Source organism: Plesiomonas sp. ZOR0011, from assembly GCF_000800945.1.
Lineage (GTDB): Bacteria > Pseudomonadota > Gammaproteobacteria > Enterobacterales > CAMTGL01 > Plesiomonas > Plesiomonas shigelloides.
Window position 1 is genome coordinate 17,855 of record NZ_JRKB01000114.1, and the last position, 18,798, is coordinate 36,652.

14 protein-coding genes are annotated in these 18,798 nt (G+C 56.0%); 9 read left to right on the forward strand and 5 right to left on the reverse strand.

The annotated features are described in order from the left end of the window. The first annotated feature begins 92 nt into the window (after window positions 1-92). Window positions 93-2,726 carry a phosphoenolpyruvate carboxylase gene (gene ppc / locus L975_RS16475; protein WP_047709344.1) on the forward strand — a complete coding sequence of 878 codons (2,634 nt, stop codon included), beginning with the start codon at window positions 93-95 and terminating at the stop codon, window positions 2,724-2,726. Between the two features lie 671 nt (window positions 2,727-3,397). Continuing rightward, window positions 3,398-3,988, forward strand: a complete 591-nt coding sequence (locus tag L975_RS16480) for a PadR family transcriptional regulator (protein ID WP_010864855.1) — start codon at window positions 3,398-3,400, stop codon at window positions 3,986-3,988. Between the two features lie 202 nt (window positions 3,989-4,190). Here L975_RS16480 and metF read toward each other — a convergent pair whose 3' ends face one another. The 3 genes from metF to metB form a co-directional block, all read right to left on the reverse strand. Further along, window positions 4,191-5,078: a methylenetetrahydrofolate reductase gene (gene metF / locus L975_RS16485; RefSeq protein WP_047709345.1), complete on the reverse strand. Its 888-nt coding sequence runs from the start codon at window positions 5,076-5,078 to the stop codon at window positions 4,191-4,193. Window positions 5,079-5,404: 326 nt separating this feature from the next. After that, window positions 5,405-7,846, reverse strand: coding sequence for a bifunctional aspartate kinase/homoserine dehydrogenase II (locus tag L975_RS16490; protein ID WP_039046533.1), 2,442 nt, complete (start codon window positions 7,844-7,846; stop codon window positions 5,405-5,407). A gap of 4 nt (window positions 7,847-7,850) precedes the next feature. Then, window positions 7,851-9,008, reverse strand: coding sequence for a cystathionine gamma-synthase (metB, locus tag L975_RS16495; protein WP_047709351.1), 1,158 nt, complete (start codon window positions 9,006-9,008; stop codon window positions 7,851-7,853). Window positions 9,009-9,287: 279 nt separating this feature from the next. Here metB and metJ point away from each other — a divergent pair, with 279 nt between their 5' ends. Beyond that, window positions 9,288-9,605 carry a met regulon transcriptional regulator MetJ gene (metJ, locus tag L975_RS16500; protein ID WP_010864860.1) on the forward strand — a complete coding sequence of 106 codons (318 nt, stop codon included), beginning with the start codon at window positions 9,288-9,290 and terminating at the stop codon, window positions 9,603-9,605. A gap of 138 nt (window positions 9,606-9,743) precedes the next feature. On the opposite strand, the gene L975_RS16505 is transcribed toward metJ, so the two are convergent. Together L975_RS16505 and rpmE are read right to left on the reverse strand one after the other, a co-directional pair. After that, window positions 9,744-11,015: a malic enzyme-like NAD(P)-binding protein gene (locus L975_RS16505; protein WP_052181558.1), complete on the reverse strand. Its 1,272-nt coding sequence runs from the start codon at window positions 11,013-11,015 to the stop codon at window positions 9,744-9,746. A 205-nt stretch (window positions 11,016-11,220) separates the two neighbouring features. Continuing rightward, window positions 11,221-11,430 (reverse strand): 50S ribosomal protein L31, encoded by a 210-nt coding sequence (gene rpmE / locus L975_RS16510; RefSeq protein WP_010864862.1) that lies wholly within the window; start codon window positions 11,428-11,430, stop codon window positions 11,221-11,223. Between the two features lie 280 nt (window positions 11,431-11,710). Between rpmE and priA the strand changes: the two genes are divergently transcribed. From priA to menA, 6 genes are all read left to right on the forward strand, one after another. Then, window positions 11,711-13,957 (forward strand): primosomal protein N', encoded by a 2,247-nt coding sequence (gene priA / locus L975_RS16515; RefSeq protein WP_047709346.1) that lies wholly within the window; start codon window positions 11,711-11,713, stop codon window positions 13,955-13,957. Between the two features lie 211 nt (window positions 13,958-14,168). Continuing rightward, complete coding sequence (cytR, locus tag L975_RS16520) at window positions 14,169-15,173, forward strand: DNA-binding transcriptional regulator CytR (protein WP_010864866.1); 1,005 nt, start codon at window positions 14,169-14,171, stop codon at window positions 15,171-15,173. A 268-nt stretch (window positions 15,174-15,441) separates the two neighbouring features. After that, entirely contained in the window at window positions 15,442-16,350 is a 909-nt protein-coding gene (ftsN, locus tag L975_RS16530) for a cell division protein FtsN (protein WP_052181559.1), read from the forward strand. 85 nt (window positions 16,351-16,435) lie between these two features. Continuing rightward, window positions 16,436-16,966: an ATP-dependent protease subunit HslV gene (gene hslV, locus L975_RS16535; protein ID WP_047709348.1), complete on the forward strand. Its 531-nt coding sequence runs from the start codon at window positions 16,436-16,438 to the stop codon at window positions 16,964-16,966. Window positions 16,967-16,976: 10 nt separating this feature from the next. Next, the gene (hslU, locus tag L975_RS16540) at window positions 16,977-18,311 is read left to right on the forward strand and encodes an HslU--HslV peptidase ATPase subunit (RefSeq protein ID WP_010864870.1); all 1,335 of its coding nucleotides are present in this window, start codon (window positions 16,977-16,979) and stop codon (window positions 18,309-18,311) included. A gap of 208 nt (window positions 18,312-18,519) precedes the next feature. Next, window positions 18,520-18,798: 1,4-dihydroxy-2-naphthoate octaprenyltransferase (menA, locus tag L975_RS16545; RefSeq protein WP_047709349.1), on the forward strand; the 279-nt coding region annotated here is incomplete at its 3' end.

An 18,798-nucleotide genomic window follows, 5' to 3' on the forward strand; every position in this document is an offset into this window, starting at 1 on the left:
GCTATTTGACGAACGCCCGACTTCATGGCTAGATAACAGACAGCGCTGTCTGCGTAACGGATGTAGTAAAATTACCAAATGGATGGAGAGCCATGAACGCACAATATGCCGCCATGCGCAGCAACGTGAGTATGCTGGGCAAGCTGTTGGGGGAGACAATCCGCGAGGCCGGAGGTGAATCCCTGCTGGAGCGGGTAGAGACTATCCGCAAATTATCCAAATCCTCTCGTGCCGGCAATGAGCAAGACCGCCGTCAGCTGCTGGAGACCTTGCAAAATCTGTCCAACGACGAATTACTGCCGGTCGCCCGCGCGTTCAGCCAGTTTCTGAATCTGGCCAACATCGCCGAGCAGTACCACACAATCTCACGTAACTGTGAAGCCAATATTTTCTGTCCTGATGCCTTCGATACCCTGTTCAATCATCTGAAAACCGAAGGGATCAGCGAAGACAAGATCCAAGCTGCCGTGGCCCAGCTCTCTATCGAACTGGTACTGACCGCGCACCCGACCGAGATCACCCGCCGCACCCTGATCCACAAACATGTGCAGATCAACCGCTGCTTAGATCGCTTAGAGCACGACGATCTTTCCGAGCGTGAGCAAAGCAAAATGCAAAAGCGCCTGATGCAGCTGATTGCGCAGGCGTGGTACACCGATGAGATCCGCAAAGAGCGCCCAACCCCGCTGGACGAAGCCAAATGGGGTTACGCCGTGGTGGAAAACAGCCTGTGGCAAGGGGTGCCGGAATTCCTGCGTGAATTCGACAGCCGCCTGAAAGAAGCCTTTGGCACCGGTTTGCCCATTGACGCTATCCCGATCCGCTTTAGCTCGTGGATGGGCGGCGACCGTGACGGTAACCCGTTTGTCACCGCCGACATCACCCGCAAAGCGATGCTGCTCAGCCGCTGGAAAGCCGCCGATCTGTTCTTGCGCGATGTGAATGACCTGATTTCAGAGCTGTCGATGACCGAGTGCAGCCCAGCGCTGCGCGCCGAAGTAGGAGCCGAGGCCGCCGAGCCGTACCGCGTACTGCTCAAGCAGCTGCGTCGCCGTCTGCAAAACACCTTGGATTATCTGGATGCGCGCCTCAAAGGCCAACACGCAACCCCAGATGACATCATCGATTGCAACGAACAGCTGTGGACGCCGCTGTACGCCTGTTACCAGTCACTGAAAGACAGTGGCATGGCCATTATTGCCGACGGCCTGCTGCTGGATACCCTGCGCCGGATCCGCTGCTTTGGCATCCATCTGGTGCGCCTCGATATTCGCCAAGAGAGCACTCGCCACACCGATGCAGTAGCCGAAATTACCCGCTACTTAGGTCTGGGCGACTATGCCCAGTGGAGCGAAGAGGACAAACAAGCGTTCCTGATTAAGGAGCTGACCTCGAAGCGTCCACTGCTGCCACACAGCTGGCAGCCAAGCGCCGACACCGCGGAAGTGATTGAAACCTGCCGCGCGATTGCCGAACAACCGGCCGGAGCGCTGGCCTCCTACGTGATCTCGATGGCCCGTCAGCCATCTGATGTGCTGGCCGTCCACCTGCTGCAAAAAGAAGCCGGTTGCGCCGTACACCTGCCGGTCGCACCGCTGTTCGAAACCCTCGACGATCTGAACCGTGCCGATGAAGTGGTACGTGCCCTGCTGAATATCGGCTGGTATCGCGGCTTTATTCAAGGCCGTCAGATGGTGATGATTGGTTACTCCGACTCGGCCAAAGATGCCGGCGTGATGGCCGCTTCGTGGGCGCAGTACCGCGCACAAGAAGCCTTGATCAAAACCTGTGAAGAGGCTGGTATCGAGCTGACCTTGTTCCACGGCCGTGGCGGTACCATTGGCCGCGGCGGTGCGCCAGCCCATGCCGCATTGCTGTCGCAGCCGCCGGGCTCGCTCAAAGGCGGCCTGCGCGTGACCGAACAAGGCGAGATGATCCGCTTTAAACTCGGTCTGCCGGAAGTGGCGGTAAACAGCTTATCGCTGTACACCAGTGCCATTTTGCAAGCCAACTTGTTGCCGCCGCCAGAGCCGAAGCAAAACTGGCGTGACACTATGGATGTACTGTCAGACGAGTCTTGCCGCGTATATCGCAGTATCGTGCGTGAACAGCCTGACTTCGTGCCGTACTTCCGCGCCGCGACGCCGGAAGGGGAGCTGGCTAAGCTGCCACTGGGCTCGCGCCCGTCCAAGCGCCGCCCTGATGGTGGCGTAGAAAGTCTGCGCGCGATCCCGTGGATCTTTGCCTGGACCCAGAACCGTCTGATGCTGCCTGCCTGGCTGGGTGCCGGCGATGCACTGCAAAAAGTGATCGACCAAGGCCAGCAAGGCATTCTGGAAGAGATGTGCCGCGATTGGCCATTCTTCTCCACCCGGATCGGCATGCTGGAGATGGTGTTCGGTAAAACCGATTTGTGGCTGACCGAATACTACGATCAACGCTTGGTGGAGCCAGCATTGTGGCCGCTCGGCGAGCAACTGCGCCGTATGCTCAAGCATGACATCGGGGTGGTACTGGCGATTGCCAATGATGACCACCCGATGGCCGATCAGCCGTGGCTGAAAGAGTCCATCGGCCTGCGTAACATCTATACCGACCCACTGAACGTGTTGCAGGCTGAATTGCTGCATCGCTCGCGTCAGCTGACCGAGTCCGATCCGCAAGTGGAGCAAGCGCTGATGGTGACCATTGCCGGTATTGCCGCCGGTATGCGTAACACCGGTTAAACGCTCGCCGCAGAGCCTGTGGCATTAATCGCTAACCCCGGCATTTTTATCGCCGGGGTTATTTTTTATATATTATTTTATTCCTAGCAATCCCTCGCTTTAGGCAGAAAATTATTCCCTGCTAAAACGCTGCTTATTTCATCACACTATTTTGAACGTAAAAATATATATCGTTTAAAACATAATATGTAATATAAATATTTTGATAAATATGCACTGCATTCCAAACTTAGCGCGAATAAACAACGTAAAATAGCCGTAAAAAACAGTTCGATTTTAAACAACACCTTGTAAACAGGGGTTTTCACAGCCTTGTGACGCAATGACAATTATTTGTCGGCACAGTCTCATTTTGTTATCTACAATATATTTTATAGATGAATATCTAATAACTTCATGCTATATCACACGCTGTGCTGTGCATATTCTACATAACACCCATTGCTAAGATTTTGCAATTCGTTGTATGTCATCCTAGTTGCTTATTGACGGAATAACCGATAACCGGCGGTGGATGCTGGTCGGCCAGTTTCGCAATAGGATTTTGTCTACTCAGCATGTTGCCAGACGGGAAGTATCTCGTCCTTCCACGCCAGGGATTTTGTGGAAGTTATTCATAGATATAAGTTGCAGTCAGCGACAGGGAAGCACCAAGAGCAAATGAGGAAATTATGGCTCTCTCACAGGTTATTCTGACACTCCTGAGTCGTCAGGACGCCAGTGGCTATGACATTACCAAAGAATTCAGCCGAGTGGTTGGATTGGTATGGACAGCCAGCCACCAGCAAGTGTATCGCGAACTCAGCCGTCTTGCCGAACAAGGCATGGTGACCAGCCAACTGATCCCGCAAGAAGGCAAACCTGATCGCAAAGTTTACAGCATTACCGATTCTGGCCGTCAGTGCCTGCAAAACTGGCTCAGCACCGCGGTGGAAGAGCGTCCACAGCGCGATGAGTTGCTGGTGCGGATGTTGGCCTGCAGCCACTACCCAATTGCGCCGGTACGTCAGTCACTGACTCAGCAAACGCATCTGCATAACGAGCGCCTGGAGAAATACCAGCTGCTGGCCAACGAGCAATTTGCCGATCCGGACAGCCTCAGCTTGGAAGACAAGCTGACCTATCTGACCCTGCGTCGTGGCATGCTGCAAGAGCAAGCGTGGTTGATGTGGGCGGAAGAGGCGCAAAACCTGTTGGCGGAGCTGGAGCTCAATGCCACTCGCGCCCGTCTGGAAAAAGAGTTGGAAGAAAGCTGCTACTAAGCACGAAGGGTATGCTGCCCTGTGCCCGCTGATTGCTACATCCCTCTCCGATCTCGTCCCTCCGGCAGTCGCTTTAGCGACTGCCGGTTGTTTTATCTGCGGGCAGGATAACTCCCTCTATCTATATAGCTTGTCTATTAGATCAGCGATTAGATTAGCTATTGGCTTAGCGATTACGTTAGCGCCCCGCGTCACATCCTTTTCACGCCGCAGGACGCACGCCCAGCGTGTGGCAGATGGCATAGCTGAGCTCGGCACGATTTAACGTGTAGAAATGAAAATCCTTCACCCCTTCACGGGACAGCACTTTCACCATGTCCATCGCAATGCTCGCCCCCACCAGATTGCGGGTCGCCGGATCGTTATCCAGCCCGTCATACATCCGCTGCATCCAATTCGGTACTCGCACGTTGGTCATGGCGGCAAATTTGGTCAACTGCTTAAAATTAGAGACCGGCAAAATCCCCGGCACGATTTCCACATCAATGCCAATCGCCGCGCAGCGGTCGCGAAAGCGCAGGTAGCTGTCGACATCAAAGAAAAACTGGGTAATGGCGCGGCTAGCACCGGCATCAATCTTGCGCTTTAAATGCAGCAGATCGGCCTGCGCACTTTTCGCCTCTGGATGCACTTCCGGATAGGCCGCCACCGAAATATCAAAATCCGCCACCTCGCGCAGCAAGGCCACCAGATCGCTGGCATACAGCGCCGGTTTTTCCTGTCCGGCCGGTAAATCACCGCGCAGGGCGACAATCTGACGGATCCCGTTGTTCCAGTAATCTTTGGCAATGCAGCGCAGCTCTTGCTCGCTGGCATCGATACAGGTCAGGTGCGGCGCGGCGCACAGGCCGGTTTGCTCTTTGATGGCTTTGATGATGGAGTGGGTGCGATCGCGCTCACCAGAGTTAGCCCCGTAAGTCACCGACACAAACTTCGGCCGTAGCACGCTCAGGCGCTGAATCGACTGCCACAGGGTGTTTTCCATCTCTTCGCTGCGCGGTGGGAAAAACTCAAACGAGACATTAATGCGCCCGTCGAGCTCGGCCACGCTCTGATTTAAGGCTTCCAGTTGATGGGCATGGTAACTCATGGGCGCTCCTTGTCGGCCCTGCTGGCCGCTCGTGCAGGCCACCGTAAGCGGTGGCTAATTAATCCGTTAATTGACGTCCATACGTTTAGATGGCTAAACACAAGATGACCGAAGTCTACGCCCCTGTCAACGCTCAAATCAAGCAACCACGGTATCCACTGCCAATGCGGCAATTAGCTGGTGTATCCTGCGTTATTTGCTCACCTCGCCACGATAAAATTATGCCTTCCCGCCAAACACTGTTCGCCCCGTAGGGCTGGCAAACGCGCATAAAAAAGGGAAGACCCGACGGTCTTCCCTTACTGGTTCGTGCTACGTTTCGCGGATTACAGCAGTTGCGCCAAGCGGTTAAGATCGGATTGAATCGCCCCCGCAGTCACATCGCGACCTGCGCCTGGGCCGCGGATCACCAGCGGATTATCCCGATACCAACGGCTTTCGATGGCAAAGATGTTGTCGCCCGGTAGCAAGAAGGCCAATGGATGATCAGGGCGCAACGCCTCAATCCCCACCCGCGCCTTGCCGCCGGCTTCAAAGCGCGCCACGTAGCGCAGCACCAAGCCCGCTTCGCGCGCCGCCGCCAAACGCTGCGCCATGTGCTGATTGAGCATCTCGCCTTGATCAAAGAAGTTATCCAGCGACAACTCAACCAGCTCGGCGGGCACCAGTGACTCCACCCGCACCTGCTCAGGCTCCAGCGGATAACCGGCCTCGCGAGCCAAGATCACTAGCTTACGCATCACATCTTGCCCAGACAAATCTTCGCGTGGATCGGGCTCAGTTAACCCTTGCTGCCACGCCTGCTCCACCAGCGCAGTAAACGGACGGCTACCATCATATTGCTGGAACAGCCACGACAGCGTGCCGGAGAAAATCCCGCTCAGCGACAGCAGCGTATCGCCGCTTTCGCGCAGGTCACGCACCGCATAGTTAATCGGCAGCCCCGCCCCGACCGTGGCGTTATACAGCCAATGACGACCGGTTTTTTCAAACGCATCGCGAATGCGACGGTACTCGCCCGCGCCCGAGGCACCGGCTAACTTATTGGCGCTGATCACATGGAAACCATACTCGGCGAACTGGCGGTAACGACCGGCAACCTGCTCGCTGGCAGTCACATCCAACACCACCAGATCGTCATACGGATGCTGACTCATCCACTGCACCAGAGCATCATCTTCATGCGCCACCGCTTCATCGTGGAAGAACGCCAACGCGCGGCTGGCATCAAGGCCATCATAGTGCAACCAGCTACGGCTACTATCGACCACTCCGGCCAGCACAAACTCAAAGCCGGAGCGCGCCGACAAGTTACGCTGCTCACGGGCAAACAGCTCCAGCCAACGTGAGCCGATATTGCCTTTACCAAACAGCACCAATCCGATGCGTTTTTGCGCTTGAAACAGACGGCGATGCAGCCCTTGGATCAAATACGCAGTCGGCCCTTGGCGCAGTACCGCCAGTAAGCTGATCCCTTCCGGAGACTGCCAGACAAACTCCACCGGCTGATCTTGCAGTTGTTGGTAGAAACGGTGGCTGTGCAGCGGGTTGTTACACACCCCTGCGCCCACCAGTGCCACCATCGCTAACCCTTCGCGCAACCGTAATTCCGCCGGTAAGGTGGCTTCTTGCAGCAGCAAAAAGGCGCTATTGACCACCTCGGCGGTGTAGCACAGCTGCAGCAAGTTACGATCATGATGCGCCATGTAGGCAATTGGCTGCACTTGAGCGCGGTTGAGCAAACGCAGCACATCATCACGCAACGCTTCAAAGCGGGCGCTCTCTTGGGTACTCACTTCAATCAAGCACACATCATCGTGGCTGGTGACGATTTTGGCGCCGGTACCGCTCGCCAGTACCCGCTCAATTTTGGTCGAGCCTTGATCCGGCTGATAACTGCAGCGCAACTGCAAGTCCAGCTCGCTACCAGACACCGGCTGCAAGGTACGGGCGTGCAGCACCGGCGCGGCCAGACGGGCCAGCTCGCTGGCTTCATCCAAACGCAGCAATGGCAACAGGCAAGCATCACTGACTTTGCGCGGATCTGCGCTGTACACCCCGGCCACATCACTCCAGATAGTCACCCGCTGCACTCCGGCCAAGGCGCCGATTTGGGTTGCGGAGTAATCCGATCCGTTACGGCCGAGCAAGACGGTTTCGCCAGCCTCATTGCGGCAGATAAAACCGGTCACCACCAGACGGCGCTGCGGATGCTGCGCCAGTAAGGCTTGCAGCAGTGGCCAAGAGCGCCCTTCATCCACCTGCGGCTGAGCGGCACGCTCGGCGCGCATAAATTGACGCGCATCCAGCCAAGCAGCATCCACATCGCGCTGGTTTAAATACGCTGACATCAGGCGCGCCGACCAAATTTCACCGTGGCCAACCACTTCGGCATACACCGCTTCGCTGTAAGGGGTTTGCAGCAAGCGCGCGAGCGTGTCTAAATCAGCCAGCAGCGCTTGGCGCAGTACTTCGGCATGCGCCTCCGGCAGCAGACCGTCAATCAGGCTGCACTGGTAACGGCGCAATTCCTGCTGCGCCTGATGGGCGGCCAGCGTATCGCTATACGCCAACTTCAACCACGCAATCAGCTGGTTGGTGGTGCTACCGGCCGCCGATACCACCATCAGGTCACCGGGCTGGCTGTGTTCAATCATGATGTTGGCGACCCGCTGATAACAGCTCGGATCGGCCAGACTGCTGCCACCAAATTTGTGCAGCTGTCGCAGTGGACGCCGCTCCTGCCCAGCTCCGCTGTATACGCTCATTCGGTTACCTCTCCGCCACGACCCGGAACGCCTGCTCCAGATCGGCAATTAAATCTTGTGCATCCTCAATGCCCACGGAAATGCGCAGCAACTGATCGCTGATCCCCGCAGTACGGCGCGCTTCCGGCGCCATCCCGGCATGAGTCATGGTCGCCGCATGGGAAATCAGACTCTCCACACCGCCCAGTGACTCTGCCAGAGTAAACAGCTGCAATTGTGCCACAAAATCGGCCACATCCCCTGCCAATTCAAAGCTCAGCATGGCGCCAAAACGCTGCTGCTGCAGGCAAGCAATTGCATGGCCGGGATTTTCGGGTAAAGAAGGATGATATAAACGACTCACCAACGGCTGTTGGCGCAAATATTCCACCAACGCATCGGCATTTTCTTGGTGCTGGCGCATACGCGGCGCCAAGGTGCGCAAACCGCGCAGTAATAGGTAGCTGTCAAACGCCGAACCGGTGACACCGATATTGTTGCCCCACCACGCCAGTTCGGTATACAGCGCCGGATCGGCCGCGATCACGCATCCAGCCACCACATCGGAGTGCCCATTGAGGTATTTGGTACACGAGTGCACCACCAAATCGGCGCCCAACGCCAAAGGCTGTTGGCCCAGCGGAGTCATAAAGGTGTTATCCGCCACCACCAGCGCCCCTACGGCATGAGCTTGCTGACAGATCTGGGCGATATCCACCACCCGCAGCAGAGGATTGCTCGGCGTTTCCACCAATACCAGTTTCGGTTTTTCGGCCAATGCCGCGGCCAGCGCCTCGGGATCCGATTGGTCGACAAAAATCACGCGATACGCGCCGCGCTGATGCTGGCTGGCAAATAGCCGATAGCTGCCGCCATAGCAATCATGTGGAGCAACCAGCACATCGCCCGGGCGCAACAGTAACGTGCAAACTAAGTGGATCGCCGCCATGCCGCTGGCGGTCATCACCGCGCCCACGCCGCCTTCCAGCTTAGCCAGCGCCTGCTGCACCACATCGCGGCTGGGGTTACCGCGCCGTGAATAATCGTGTACCCGCGGCTGGTTGAATCCGGTAAAATTGTAGGTGGATGACAAGTGGATCGGCGGCACCACGCAGCCGAACTGATCATCGTTATTCAGCCCGCTACGAATGGCGGCGGTGGCCGGTTGGTAGTGTTTGCTCATGCTGGTCATGCTCTCCCTGCGAAAACCCAACACATGCCTACGATTTCCCTCGTGCATGCGATGCTTCAATGTAGCGGCTTTTATATATAGCCGTCAACACATCTGGATGTCTAAACATCTTTGCGTTTAGATTGTAAGACCTTACATAACCCGTTAGAATTATGCGCAGGTATATCTCAATCTTCTCTGATAGCACGACCACGCTGACTTTACGCGAGAACTGTACGCGAAAACTTTACGCGCTAAGTGTCGTGCCGCGACCCAAGTACAAGGTGTTTTATGGCTAAGTGGAACGGCGAATACATCAGCCCTTATGCAGAACATGGTAAAAAAAGCGAACAAGTAAAGAAAATTACCGTGTCGATCCCGCTTAAAGTCCTGAAAATTCTGACCGATGAGCGCACCCGCCGTCAGGTCAACAACCTGCGTCATGCCACCAACAGCGAGCTGCTGTGTGAGGCTTTTTTGCACGCCTTTACCGGTCAGCCGTTGCCGACCGATGATGATCTGGGCAAAGAGCGCCATGATGAGATCCCCGTCGAAGCTAAAGAGCTGATGCGTCAGATGGGGATCAACCCCGATGAGTGGGAATATTGATGACCATTGCCGGTCAGTGGCTAGCGAGCAACTAAACGCACGCGCTGTTCAGGCCACGTAATGCCGAGATAACAAAATACCGAGATAAAAAAACGCCGCAATTGCGGCGTTTTTTTATGACTCAGAGGAGAGCTGAGCTTAGGCACTCGCCGCTTCAGTGTGACGCGCGCGCTCCGCAGCCGATACGGCCTGTGCACTGGCCACGCCTGATGCAATTGCCGCATTAGCCACCGCCTGCGACACTTTTTCCAGCAAACGGGAATCCATCGGTTTTGGAATGATGTAATCACGACCAAACGCCAAGGCCGCAACACCAGCCGCTTGCAACACGTCTTGTGGCACCGGCTCTTTTGCCAGCTGACGAATCGCCTCAACGGCGGCCAGTTTCATCGCATCGTTAATGGCGCGCGCACGTACATCCAGCGCGCCACGGAACAGGAACGGGAAGCACAATACGTTGTTAATCTGGTTCGGATAATCTGAGCGGCCGGTGGCCATGATCAGATCGCTACGGGTGGCAAACGCCAGCTCCGGCGTGATCTCAGGATCTGGGTTAGCACAAGCAAACACCACTGGATTTGGCGCCATCAGTGCCAATGCATCGGCTGGCAGCAAATTTGGACCTGATACGCCCAAGAACACATCGGCATCGGTCAGCGCATCATGCAAAGTGCGCTTATCGGTTTGACGCGCAAAGCGCGCTTTAAATTCGTTGAGATCGCCGCGATCGCTGTGGATCACGCCTTTACGATCTAGCATCAGCATGTTGTCCGGCTGTGCACCGCATTTAACCAACATGTCCATGCATGCAGTGGCCGCCGCACCCGCGCCCAAGCACACAATGCGCGCTTGGCTCAAGGTTTTGCCCTGAATTTCCAAGGCGTTGAGCACACCGGCCGCCGTCACAATCGCGGTGCCGTGCTGATCATCATGGAAGACCGGAATATTGCAGCGCTCAATCAAACGCTGTTCAATCTCAAAACACTCCGGCGCTTTAATATCTTCAAGGTTAATACCTCCAAACGAGTCGGCAATGCGCGCCACGGTATCGACAAACTCATCGACCGTATCATGGGTCACTTCGATATCAATCGCATCGACCCCAGCAAAACGTTTGAACAGTAAGGCTTTTCCTTCCATCACCGGCTTTGACGCCAGCGGGCCGAGGTTGCCCAAACCCAAAATTGCGGTACCGTTGGAAATTACCGCCACCAGATTGCCTTTACCGGTATAGCGGTAGGCATTTTCTGGATCGCGAGCAATCTCGCGCACCGGCTCAGCCACGCCCGGGCTGTAAGCCAGCGCCAGATCGTGCGCCGTATCGGCAGGTTTGGTCAGTGCGATGGTGATTTTGCCCGGCATCGGGTAGGCGTGGTAATCCAGTGCTTGTTGACGTAAATCGGCAGACATCAAAATTTCCTGCGTTTATAACATTATAATTAGATGAGGGTAGTGGAGCGCAGGGGATGATAATCAATCTCAGGCGGGATGCCCAGCATAACCGTGGCCGGATAATGCAGATCCGATCAGCGCACGATCGTCAGATCCGTGCCCAGATCACAGAAACAAAAAAAGCACCCGTAGGTGCTTTTTTTCGTGGTCGTCCGAGTAAAAATTACTTGGAAGCCAGTGCGCCGAAACGCTTGTTGAAACGGTCAACACGGCCGCCGGTAGACACTTCACGCTGCTTACCAGTGTAGAACGGGTGGCATTTGCCGCACACGTCCAGGTTCAGGTCGTGACCGGTAGAACCGATTTTGATTACGTTACCGCAAGAGCAAGTTGCAGTAATTTCTTTGTATTCTGGGTGGATACCTTGTTTCATGGGGAAACCTCAAGTAAAGGCCGTGTCGCTATTTGGTCTCAGCTACTGCCAGCCAAACACCACACGAGGGTTAATAACTCAGTTATAAGGCGCAGAATGATACGGCATTCGCCTACCCCTTTCAAGCCATCTGCCGTCTTTTTCACCGCTCCCGCTCGCCTTTTTTTAGCGCTCGCGCCTCACGCGCCAACGCCGCCCAGCAGGCGACAAAAGCGCGCCAAAGCCGTACACTGCCAACACCAGCTTACACTTTGAATGATAACGGATCAGCGACCCTTCGATGAGCGATACTCTAGTTCGCGTGGCCCTTCCTGTGCCACTGCCCCGCCTGTTTGATTACTGTTTGCCACACTCTTGGCAGGCGCAAGCTCGCCCTGGTGTACGGGTTCGGGTGCCGTTTGGCAAACGTGAGCTGATTGGTGTTATCGATAGTCTGCCGGATCACACAGAGATCCCGCTCGATCAATGCAAACCTGTGCTGGCCGTGCTGGATCAAGAGCCGCTGTGGCCAACCCCGATGTGGGATCTGCTGCACTGGGCCGCCAGCTACTATCAACATCCGCTGGGGGATGTGTTTGCCCAAGCAATGCCCGTTCTGCTACGCCAAGGGCACAGCGCCGAGCCCACCGCGCAAACCGTGTGGCAACTGACTGACAGCGGTCGCCTGTGCACGCCTGAGCAGCTCAAACGCTCGCCCAAGCAATGGCAGATCATTCAGACGCTGCGCCACGGTGCGTTGGAAAAAAGCGCCCTGCAGGCCGAAGGCTGTAGCGACAGCGCCTTTAATGCCCTGCGGCAAAAAGGCTTGATTGACCAGCAACTGCGCCAACCAGAGCTGACTGATTGGCGGCACAATTATCCCGCGGCGCACGCCAGTAGCACCGGTGTGCTGAGCCACAACGGCGCCGAGCCGCCGCTGCGCCTCAACACCGAGCAAGCCACGGCGGTTGCCGCCATCAATGCGCAAGACGGTTTTTCCGCGTGGCTGCTCGATGGCATCACCGGCTCGGGGAAAACCGAAGTCTATCTGAATGTGATTGAACGGGCGCTCTGCCAAGGCAAGCAGGCGCTGGTACTGGTGCCCGAAATTGGCCTGACACCGCAAACCATCAGCCGTTTTCGCCAGCGTTTTGCAGTACCAGTAGATGTTCTGCATTCCGCGCTCAATGACAGCGAACGACTGGCCGTCTGGCAACGGGCGCGCAGCGGTGAAAGTGCCATTGTCATCGGTACCCGCTCGGCGCTGTTCACCCCCCTCGCGCGCCCTGGGGTGCTGGTGATTGACGAAGAGCACGACGCGTCTTATAAGCAGCAAGATGGCTGGCGCTACCACGCCCGCGATCTAGCGGTGATGCGCGCCCATGCCGAGCAAATTCCGATTATCTTGGGCTCGGCCACCCCATCTCTAGAAAGTCTACTTAATGCACGACAAGGGAAATACCACCTCTTAACGCTGGCCAGCCGCGCCGGTAATGCCCGCCCGGCACAGCAACATGTGATAGACATGCGCGGTCAGCCGGTGCAAGCGGGACTGTCCGCCGCCTTACTGGCGCGCATGCGTCAGCACTTGCAAAAGGGCAATCAGGTGATGCTGTTTCTCAACCGGCGTGGTTTCTCACCGGCGCTACTGTGCCATGAGTGCGGTTGGGTTGCCCACTGTCCGCGCTGTGAGCGTCCGTATACTTTCCATCAGGCCACCCGCGACCTGCGCTGTCACCAGTGTGATAACCAACATCCGGTGCCGCACCAATGTCCGCAGTGTGGCTCCACACAGCTGGTGCCGGTCGGCGTTGGCACCGAGCAGGTCGAACACACCCTAGAGCAATTGCTGCCGGAATTTGCCATCAGCCGGATTGATCGCGACAGTACCCGCCGTAAAGGCGCGCTAGAGCAGCATCTGGACGATATCCGCGACGGGCGCAGCCAAATCCTGATCGGCACCCAGATGCTGGCCAAAGGCCATCACTTCCCTGATGTCACGCTGGTTGCCTTGCTGGATGTGGATGGCGCGCTGTTCTCCGCCGATTTTCGCGCCGCCGAGCGCTTTGCTCAGCTGTATACACAGGTGGCGGGTCGCGCAGGTCGTGCCGGTAAAGCCGGTGAAGTGTTACTGCAAACCCACCAGCCTGAGCACCCATTGCTGCAAACCTTGCTACAAAGCGGCTATGGCGCCTTCGCCCAGCAAGCTCTGCTCGAGCGCCAAGCGGCGTGGTTACCACCTTATACTTACCATGTATTGATCCGCGCCGAAGATCACCAAAGCGATCCGCCCGCCCAGCTGCTGACGCAACTGCGCACCATCCTCGAAGCCAGCCCCTTGCTGGACAGCGATTTTTGGCTGCTGGGGCCCGCTCCGGCACTGCAAAGCAAACGCGCCGGACGCTTTCGCTGGCAACTGCTGTTACAGCACCCATCGAGGCGTAAATTGCAGCAGATCTTGGCGATCGCCAGACCCGCCTTTGAAGCATTACCGCTGGCGCGCAAAGTGCGCTGGAACATCGATGTCGATCCGATTGAGATGATCTAAATCGGGATGATCCAGAGGGCTGCGCAAACCTTTGCTCTAAAAGGCGAACTGCATCACGAAAAGAATGTAATTTCCGCAAGCAAACGAGTTTGTCCTCCTGCCACAGCTGTTTACAATATTGGTTGTTCGGCGGCTGACTTTTTGGCTGCGGATTTTGGCAGCCTGTTGCCGACAGGGAGAAAGTCAATTTCAGATGTAGGAGAACCGTTTTATGGCAACAATGAAGGACGTTGCCCAGCTTGCAGGTGTATCTACCGCCACGGTATCACGTGCGCTGATGAACCCGGATAAGGTTTCAACAGCGACCCGACAACGTGTTGAAAAAGCCGTGGTTGAGGTCGGTTACTCTCCGAACTCACTCGCCCGCAATCTGCGCCGCAACGAATCAAAAACGATCGTGGTGATCGTGCCGGATATCAGTGATCCCTTCTTTGCCGATGTGATCCGTGGTATCGAGGAAACCGCCACCGAAGAGGGCTATCTGGTATTACTGGGCGATTGTGCTCAGCAAAATGCCCGCGAGCGTTCTTTTGTCAATTTGGTGTTCACTAAGCAAGCCGATGGCATGCTGCTGTTGAGCTCCAACCTGCCGTTTGATATCAGCAAACCGGAGCAGAAGAACCTGCCACCGATGGTGATGGCCAATGAGTTCTCACCGGAGCTGGAGCTGCCGACCGTTCATATCGACAACCTGACCGCCGCCTTTGACGCCGTGCACTACCTGACTCAGTTAGGACACAAGCGTGTGGCCTGTATCGCCGGCCCAAGCAGCATGCCACTGTGCAGCTATCGCACCCAAGGCTACATTCAGGCGCTACGCCGTGCCGGTATTGCGGTGGAAGAACGTTACATGACCTACGGCAACTTCACCTTTGAAGCCGGCGCACAAGCGGTATCGCAACTGATGGCACAACCGTCGCCACCGACCGCGATTTTCTGCCAAAGCGATGTCATGGCGATTGGTGCCTTGCAGCAAGCGAAAAAACTAGGCTTTCGCGTGCCACAGGATTTGTCGATCATCGGGTTCGATGACATCAAATTCTCGGAGTTCTGCGATCCGCCACTGACCACCGTCAGCCAACCGCGCTATGAAATTGGCCGTCAATCTATGACCTTACTGCTTAACATGCTCAAAGGTCAGGATATCGGTACTAGCTCGCGTCTGCTGGAGGCCAAGTTGGTGGTGCGTGCCAGTGCGGCGCCGCCACGTCGTTAAACCGAACGTGACTCGTCACACCGGGGATTAACCGGACATGAGGTCTGTATGCTGTGGCCTGATGTCCTTCCCCTTAGCCGGTGCACGCCACCAGGCTACATCAACCCCGCGACATAGAGTGGCTGACGTAAAAGCAAGACCCAGATCAACACCAGCGAGGCGATATGCCTTATTTCCGCATCGAGCCGCATAAAATGCCGTTACCGATGCCCCAATCTGTGTAACTTTTGCACCGGGTAACTGGTCAACACTGTTCCACTTCAGTAACATGCTTAACTTACCTGTTAACCCGTCAGATCTGATACTCACTGTGGCACAACGAGACTATGTATCCCGCGGTAAACGTTCCGCTCCGGCGCGAACCCGCCGTAATAACAAAAAAGCCCGTAAGCCGTTGCCTGTTATGGCAATCGGTCTCGCCGTGCTGCTGATCGCTGGCCTTGCCGGTGGTCTGTATTATCTTAAGCATCGCTCCGCCGAACAGGCGCAGGCTCTGCAGCAACAGCCGCATAAAAACGGCCTGCCGGTCAAACCGGAAGAGCGCTGGAGCTATATTAAAGAGCTGGAAAACAAAGAAGTGGTGGTCACTGACCACAATCCAGTTCAAGACAGCACGCCGCCTACCCAATTGAGCCCCGAGCAACAGGCGATTTTGAGCCAGTTGCAGGCCGAGATGAAGCAAGCGCCAATCACCTTGCCGCAAGCGGATCGGAACGGCAATATCGATGGTGAAACACGGGTGAACCCAGATAAACCGCTGTATACACCGCCAACGGCCAGCACTGGGCAAACCGCGCGCGTGGAGCAAATTCCACCCCGTCCGGCAACGCCAGCGACACCGCCAAGCAAACCGGCGCCTAGCGTGACCGAAGCCAAACCGGTACTGGTGCAACCGCCACCGATCCCGCGTAACAGCGAAACCAGCAAGCCGGCCGAAAAACCTGTCGAAAGCAGTCAGAAATGGCTGGTACAGTGCGGTGCCTACCGTACTTCATCGCAGGCCGAAGAAGTTCAGGCTACACTGGCTTTTCAGGGGATCGAAAGTAACGTGCGTACCAGCAACAGCTGGCATCGCGTGGTATTAGGGCCGTACAGCAGCCGTGCCGCGGCCGATAAACAGCAATCACGTCTTAAAGGCAGTGGTATGTCCTGTTTAATTCTTCCGGTCCAGGGTTGAAACTTACTTTCCCCATCCCCATCTAAGAAAATATGAGCCCTGCATTCTGCAGGGCATTTTCTATTCCCACGCTGAGGACCACACAGTGACAACCATCGTAAGTGTGCGCCGTAACGGCAAAGTAGTAATTGGTGGTGATGGACAGGTTTCTCTGGGCAACACCGTAATGAAAGCCAACGCCCGTAAGGTGCGCCGTCTGTATAACGATCAGGTGATTGCCGGTTTCGCCGGTGGTACCGCCGATGCTTTCACTCTGTTTGAGCGCTTTGAGCGCCAGCTGGAAATGCATCAGGGCAATCTGGTCAAGGCGGCGGTTGAACTGGCCAAAGACTGGCGCTCCGACCGCGCACTGCGCAAGCTAGAAGCCTTGCTGGCGGTGGCCGATGAGAATGCCTCGCTGATCATCACCGGTAACGGTGACGTGGTTCAGCCGGAAAATGATCTGATTGCGATCGGCTCCGGTGGCCCATTCGCGCAATCTGCTGCACGCGCTCTGCTGGAAAATACCGATCTGTCTGCCCACGAAATCGTGGAAAAAGCGCTGACTATCGCCGGTGACATCTGTGTGTACACCAACCAGCACAAAACCATCGAAGAACTGCCAAGTAAGAGCTAAGGGCCTGACCATGTCTGAAATGACTCCTCGCGAAATTGTCCACGAACTTGATCGCCACATTATCGGTCAGGACAAAGCCAAACGTGCCGTCGCCATCGCTCTGCGTAACCGCTGGCGTCGTATGCAGTTGCCTGATGCGCTGCGCCATGAAGTTACCCCGAAAAATATTCTGATGATTGGTCCAACCGGGGTCGGTAAAACCGAAATTGCCCGTCGTCTGGCCAAACTGGCTAACGCGCCGTTCATCAAAGTTGAAGCCACCAAGTTCACCGAAGTGGGCTATGTGGGTAAAGAAGTGGACTCCATCATCCGCGATCTGACCGATGCCGCGGTGAAGATGGTGCGTCTGCAATCTATCGAGAAAAACCGCTTCCGCGCGGAAGAGCTGGCCGAAGACCGCATTTTGGATGCACTGCTGCCGCCAGCACGCGATCAGTGGGGCCAGACCGAGAAGACTGACGAACAATCACATACTCGTCAGATTTTCCGCAAGAAACTGCGTGAAGGTCAGCTGAACGATAAAGAGATCGAAATCGAAATCTCTGCCGCCGGTAACGTAGGCGTGGAAATCATGTCCCCACCAGGCATGGAAGAGATGACCAACCAGCTGCAATCGATGTTCCAGAATCTGGCCGGTCAGCAGAAGAAAAAGCGTAAGCTGAAAGTTGCCGAAGCAATGAAGCTGCTGATTGAAGAAGAAGCGGCCAAGCTGGTGAACCCAGAAGAGCTGAAAGAGCAGGCTATTCACGCGGTTGAGCAAAACGGCATCGTATTTATCGATGAGATTGACAAGATCTGTAAGCGCGGCGAAAGCTCTGGTCCTGATGTGTCCCGTGAAGGGGTGCAGCGTGACCTGCTGCCATTGGTCGAAGGTTGCACCGTCTCCACCAAGCACGGCATGGTGAACACTGACCACATCCTGTTCATCGCTTCCGGTGCTTTCCAAGTTGCACGGCCATCGGATCTGCTGCCAGAGCTGCAAGGTCGTCTGCCAATCCGCGTTGAGCTGGAAGCGCTGACTACCGGTGATTTCGAGCGTATTTTGTCCGAGCCAAGTGCTTCCCTGACCGAGCAGTACAAAGCGCTGCTGGCCACTGAAGGGCTGAACGTGACGTTTACCGATGAAGGGATCCGCCGTCTGGCCGAAGCCGCGTTCCAAGTTAACGAGCGTACCGAGAACATCGGTGCTCGCCGTCTGCACACCGTGATGGAGCGTCTGTTCGAGGAAGTGTCCTTTGAAGCCAGCGAGCGTCAAGACAAGACACTGACTGTCGATGCCGATTACGTCAGCAAGTACTTGGGCGAGCTGGTCGAAGACGAAGACTTGAGCCGCTTTATCCTGTAAGCGCTGCCCGTCAGATGACGGCGTGCATATTGTCGCGCTCATCGGGTTGGACTGGGCGCCGTCTGCTGACGGCGCCTTTATTTTATCTGCTGTTTAGGGTCTGCCGTTGATTATCGGCGACGCCACTACCCAAAAACAGGCATACCCGCCGTCGACGCTCTGCGGTAAACTAGCACGCTCATTTTTTAACTAGCCTGAAGCCATATCCATGAGTAACTCTAAATTTGCCATCTGGCTGGAAGCCGCCCGACCGCGTACGCTGCCGCTGGCCCTGGCCTCCATTGTCACCGGCGCTGCGGTTGCTATGTGGCAAGGACGCTTCCATGCAGGGATCACAGTGCTGGCACTGCTGACTGCGACTCTGCTGCAAATTCTTTCCAATCTCGCCAATGACTATGGCGATGCCGTCAAGGGAACTGACAAGGACAGAGTCGGCCCACGACGTGCGGTACAAAGTGGCTTGATCACGCCGCAAGCCATGAAACGG

Excerpts from the sequence above, each read along its gene's own strand:
- ppc (WP_047709344.1), top strand. The coding sequence starts at position 93 with ATGAACGCACAATATGCCGCCATGCGCAGCAACGTGAGTATGCTGGGC.
- L975_RS16480 (WP_010864855.1), top strand. The coding sequence starts at position 3,398 with ATGGCTCTCTCACAGGTTATTCTGACACTCCTGAGTCGTCAGGACGCC.
- metF (WP_047709345.1), bottom strand. The coding sequence starts at position 5,078 with ATGAGTTACCATGCCCATCAACTGGAAGCCTTAAATCAGAGCGTGGCC.
- L975_RS16490 (WP_039046533.1), bottom strand. The coding sequence starts at position 7,846 with ATGAGCGTATACAGCGGAGCTGGGCAGGAGCGGCGTCCACTGCGACAG.
- metB (WP_047709351.1), bottom strand. The coding sequence starts at position 9,008 with ATGAGCAAACACTACCAACCGGCCACCGCCGCCATTCGTAGCGGGCTG.
- metJ (WP_010864860.1), top strand. The coding sequence starts at position 9,288 with ATGGCTAAGTGGAACGGCGAATACATCAGCCCTTATGCAGAACATGGT.
- L975_RS16505 (WP_052181558.1), bottom strand. The coding sequence starts at position 11,015 with ATGTCTGCCGATTTACGTCAACAAGCACTGGATTACCACGCCTACCCG.
- rpmE (WP_010864862.1), bottom strand. The coding sequence starts at position 11,430 with ATGAAACAAGGTATCCACCCAGAATACAAAGAAATTACTGCAACTTGC.
- priA (WP_047709346.1), top strand. The coding sequence starts at position 11,711 with ATGAGCGATACTCTAGTTCGCGTGGCCCTTCCTGTGCCACTGCCCCGC.
- cytR (WP_010864866.1), top strand. The coding sequence starts at position 14,169 with ATGGCAACAATGAAGGACGTTGCCCAGCTTGCAGGTGTATCTACCGCC.
- ftsN (WP_052181559.1), top strand. The coding sequence starts at position 15,442 with ATGCTTAACTTACCTGTTAACCCGTCAGATCTGATACTCACTGTGGCA.
- hslU (WP_010864870.1), top strand. The coding sequence starts at position 16,977 with ATGTCTGAAATGACTCCTCGCGAAATTGTCCACGAACTTGATCGCCAC.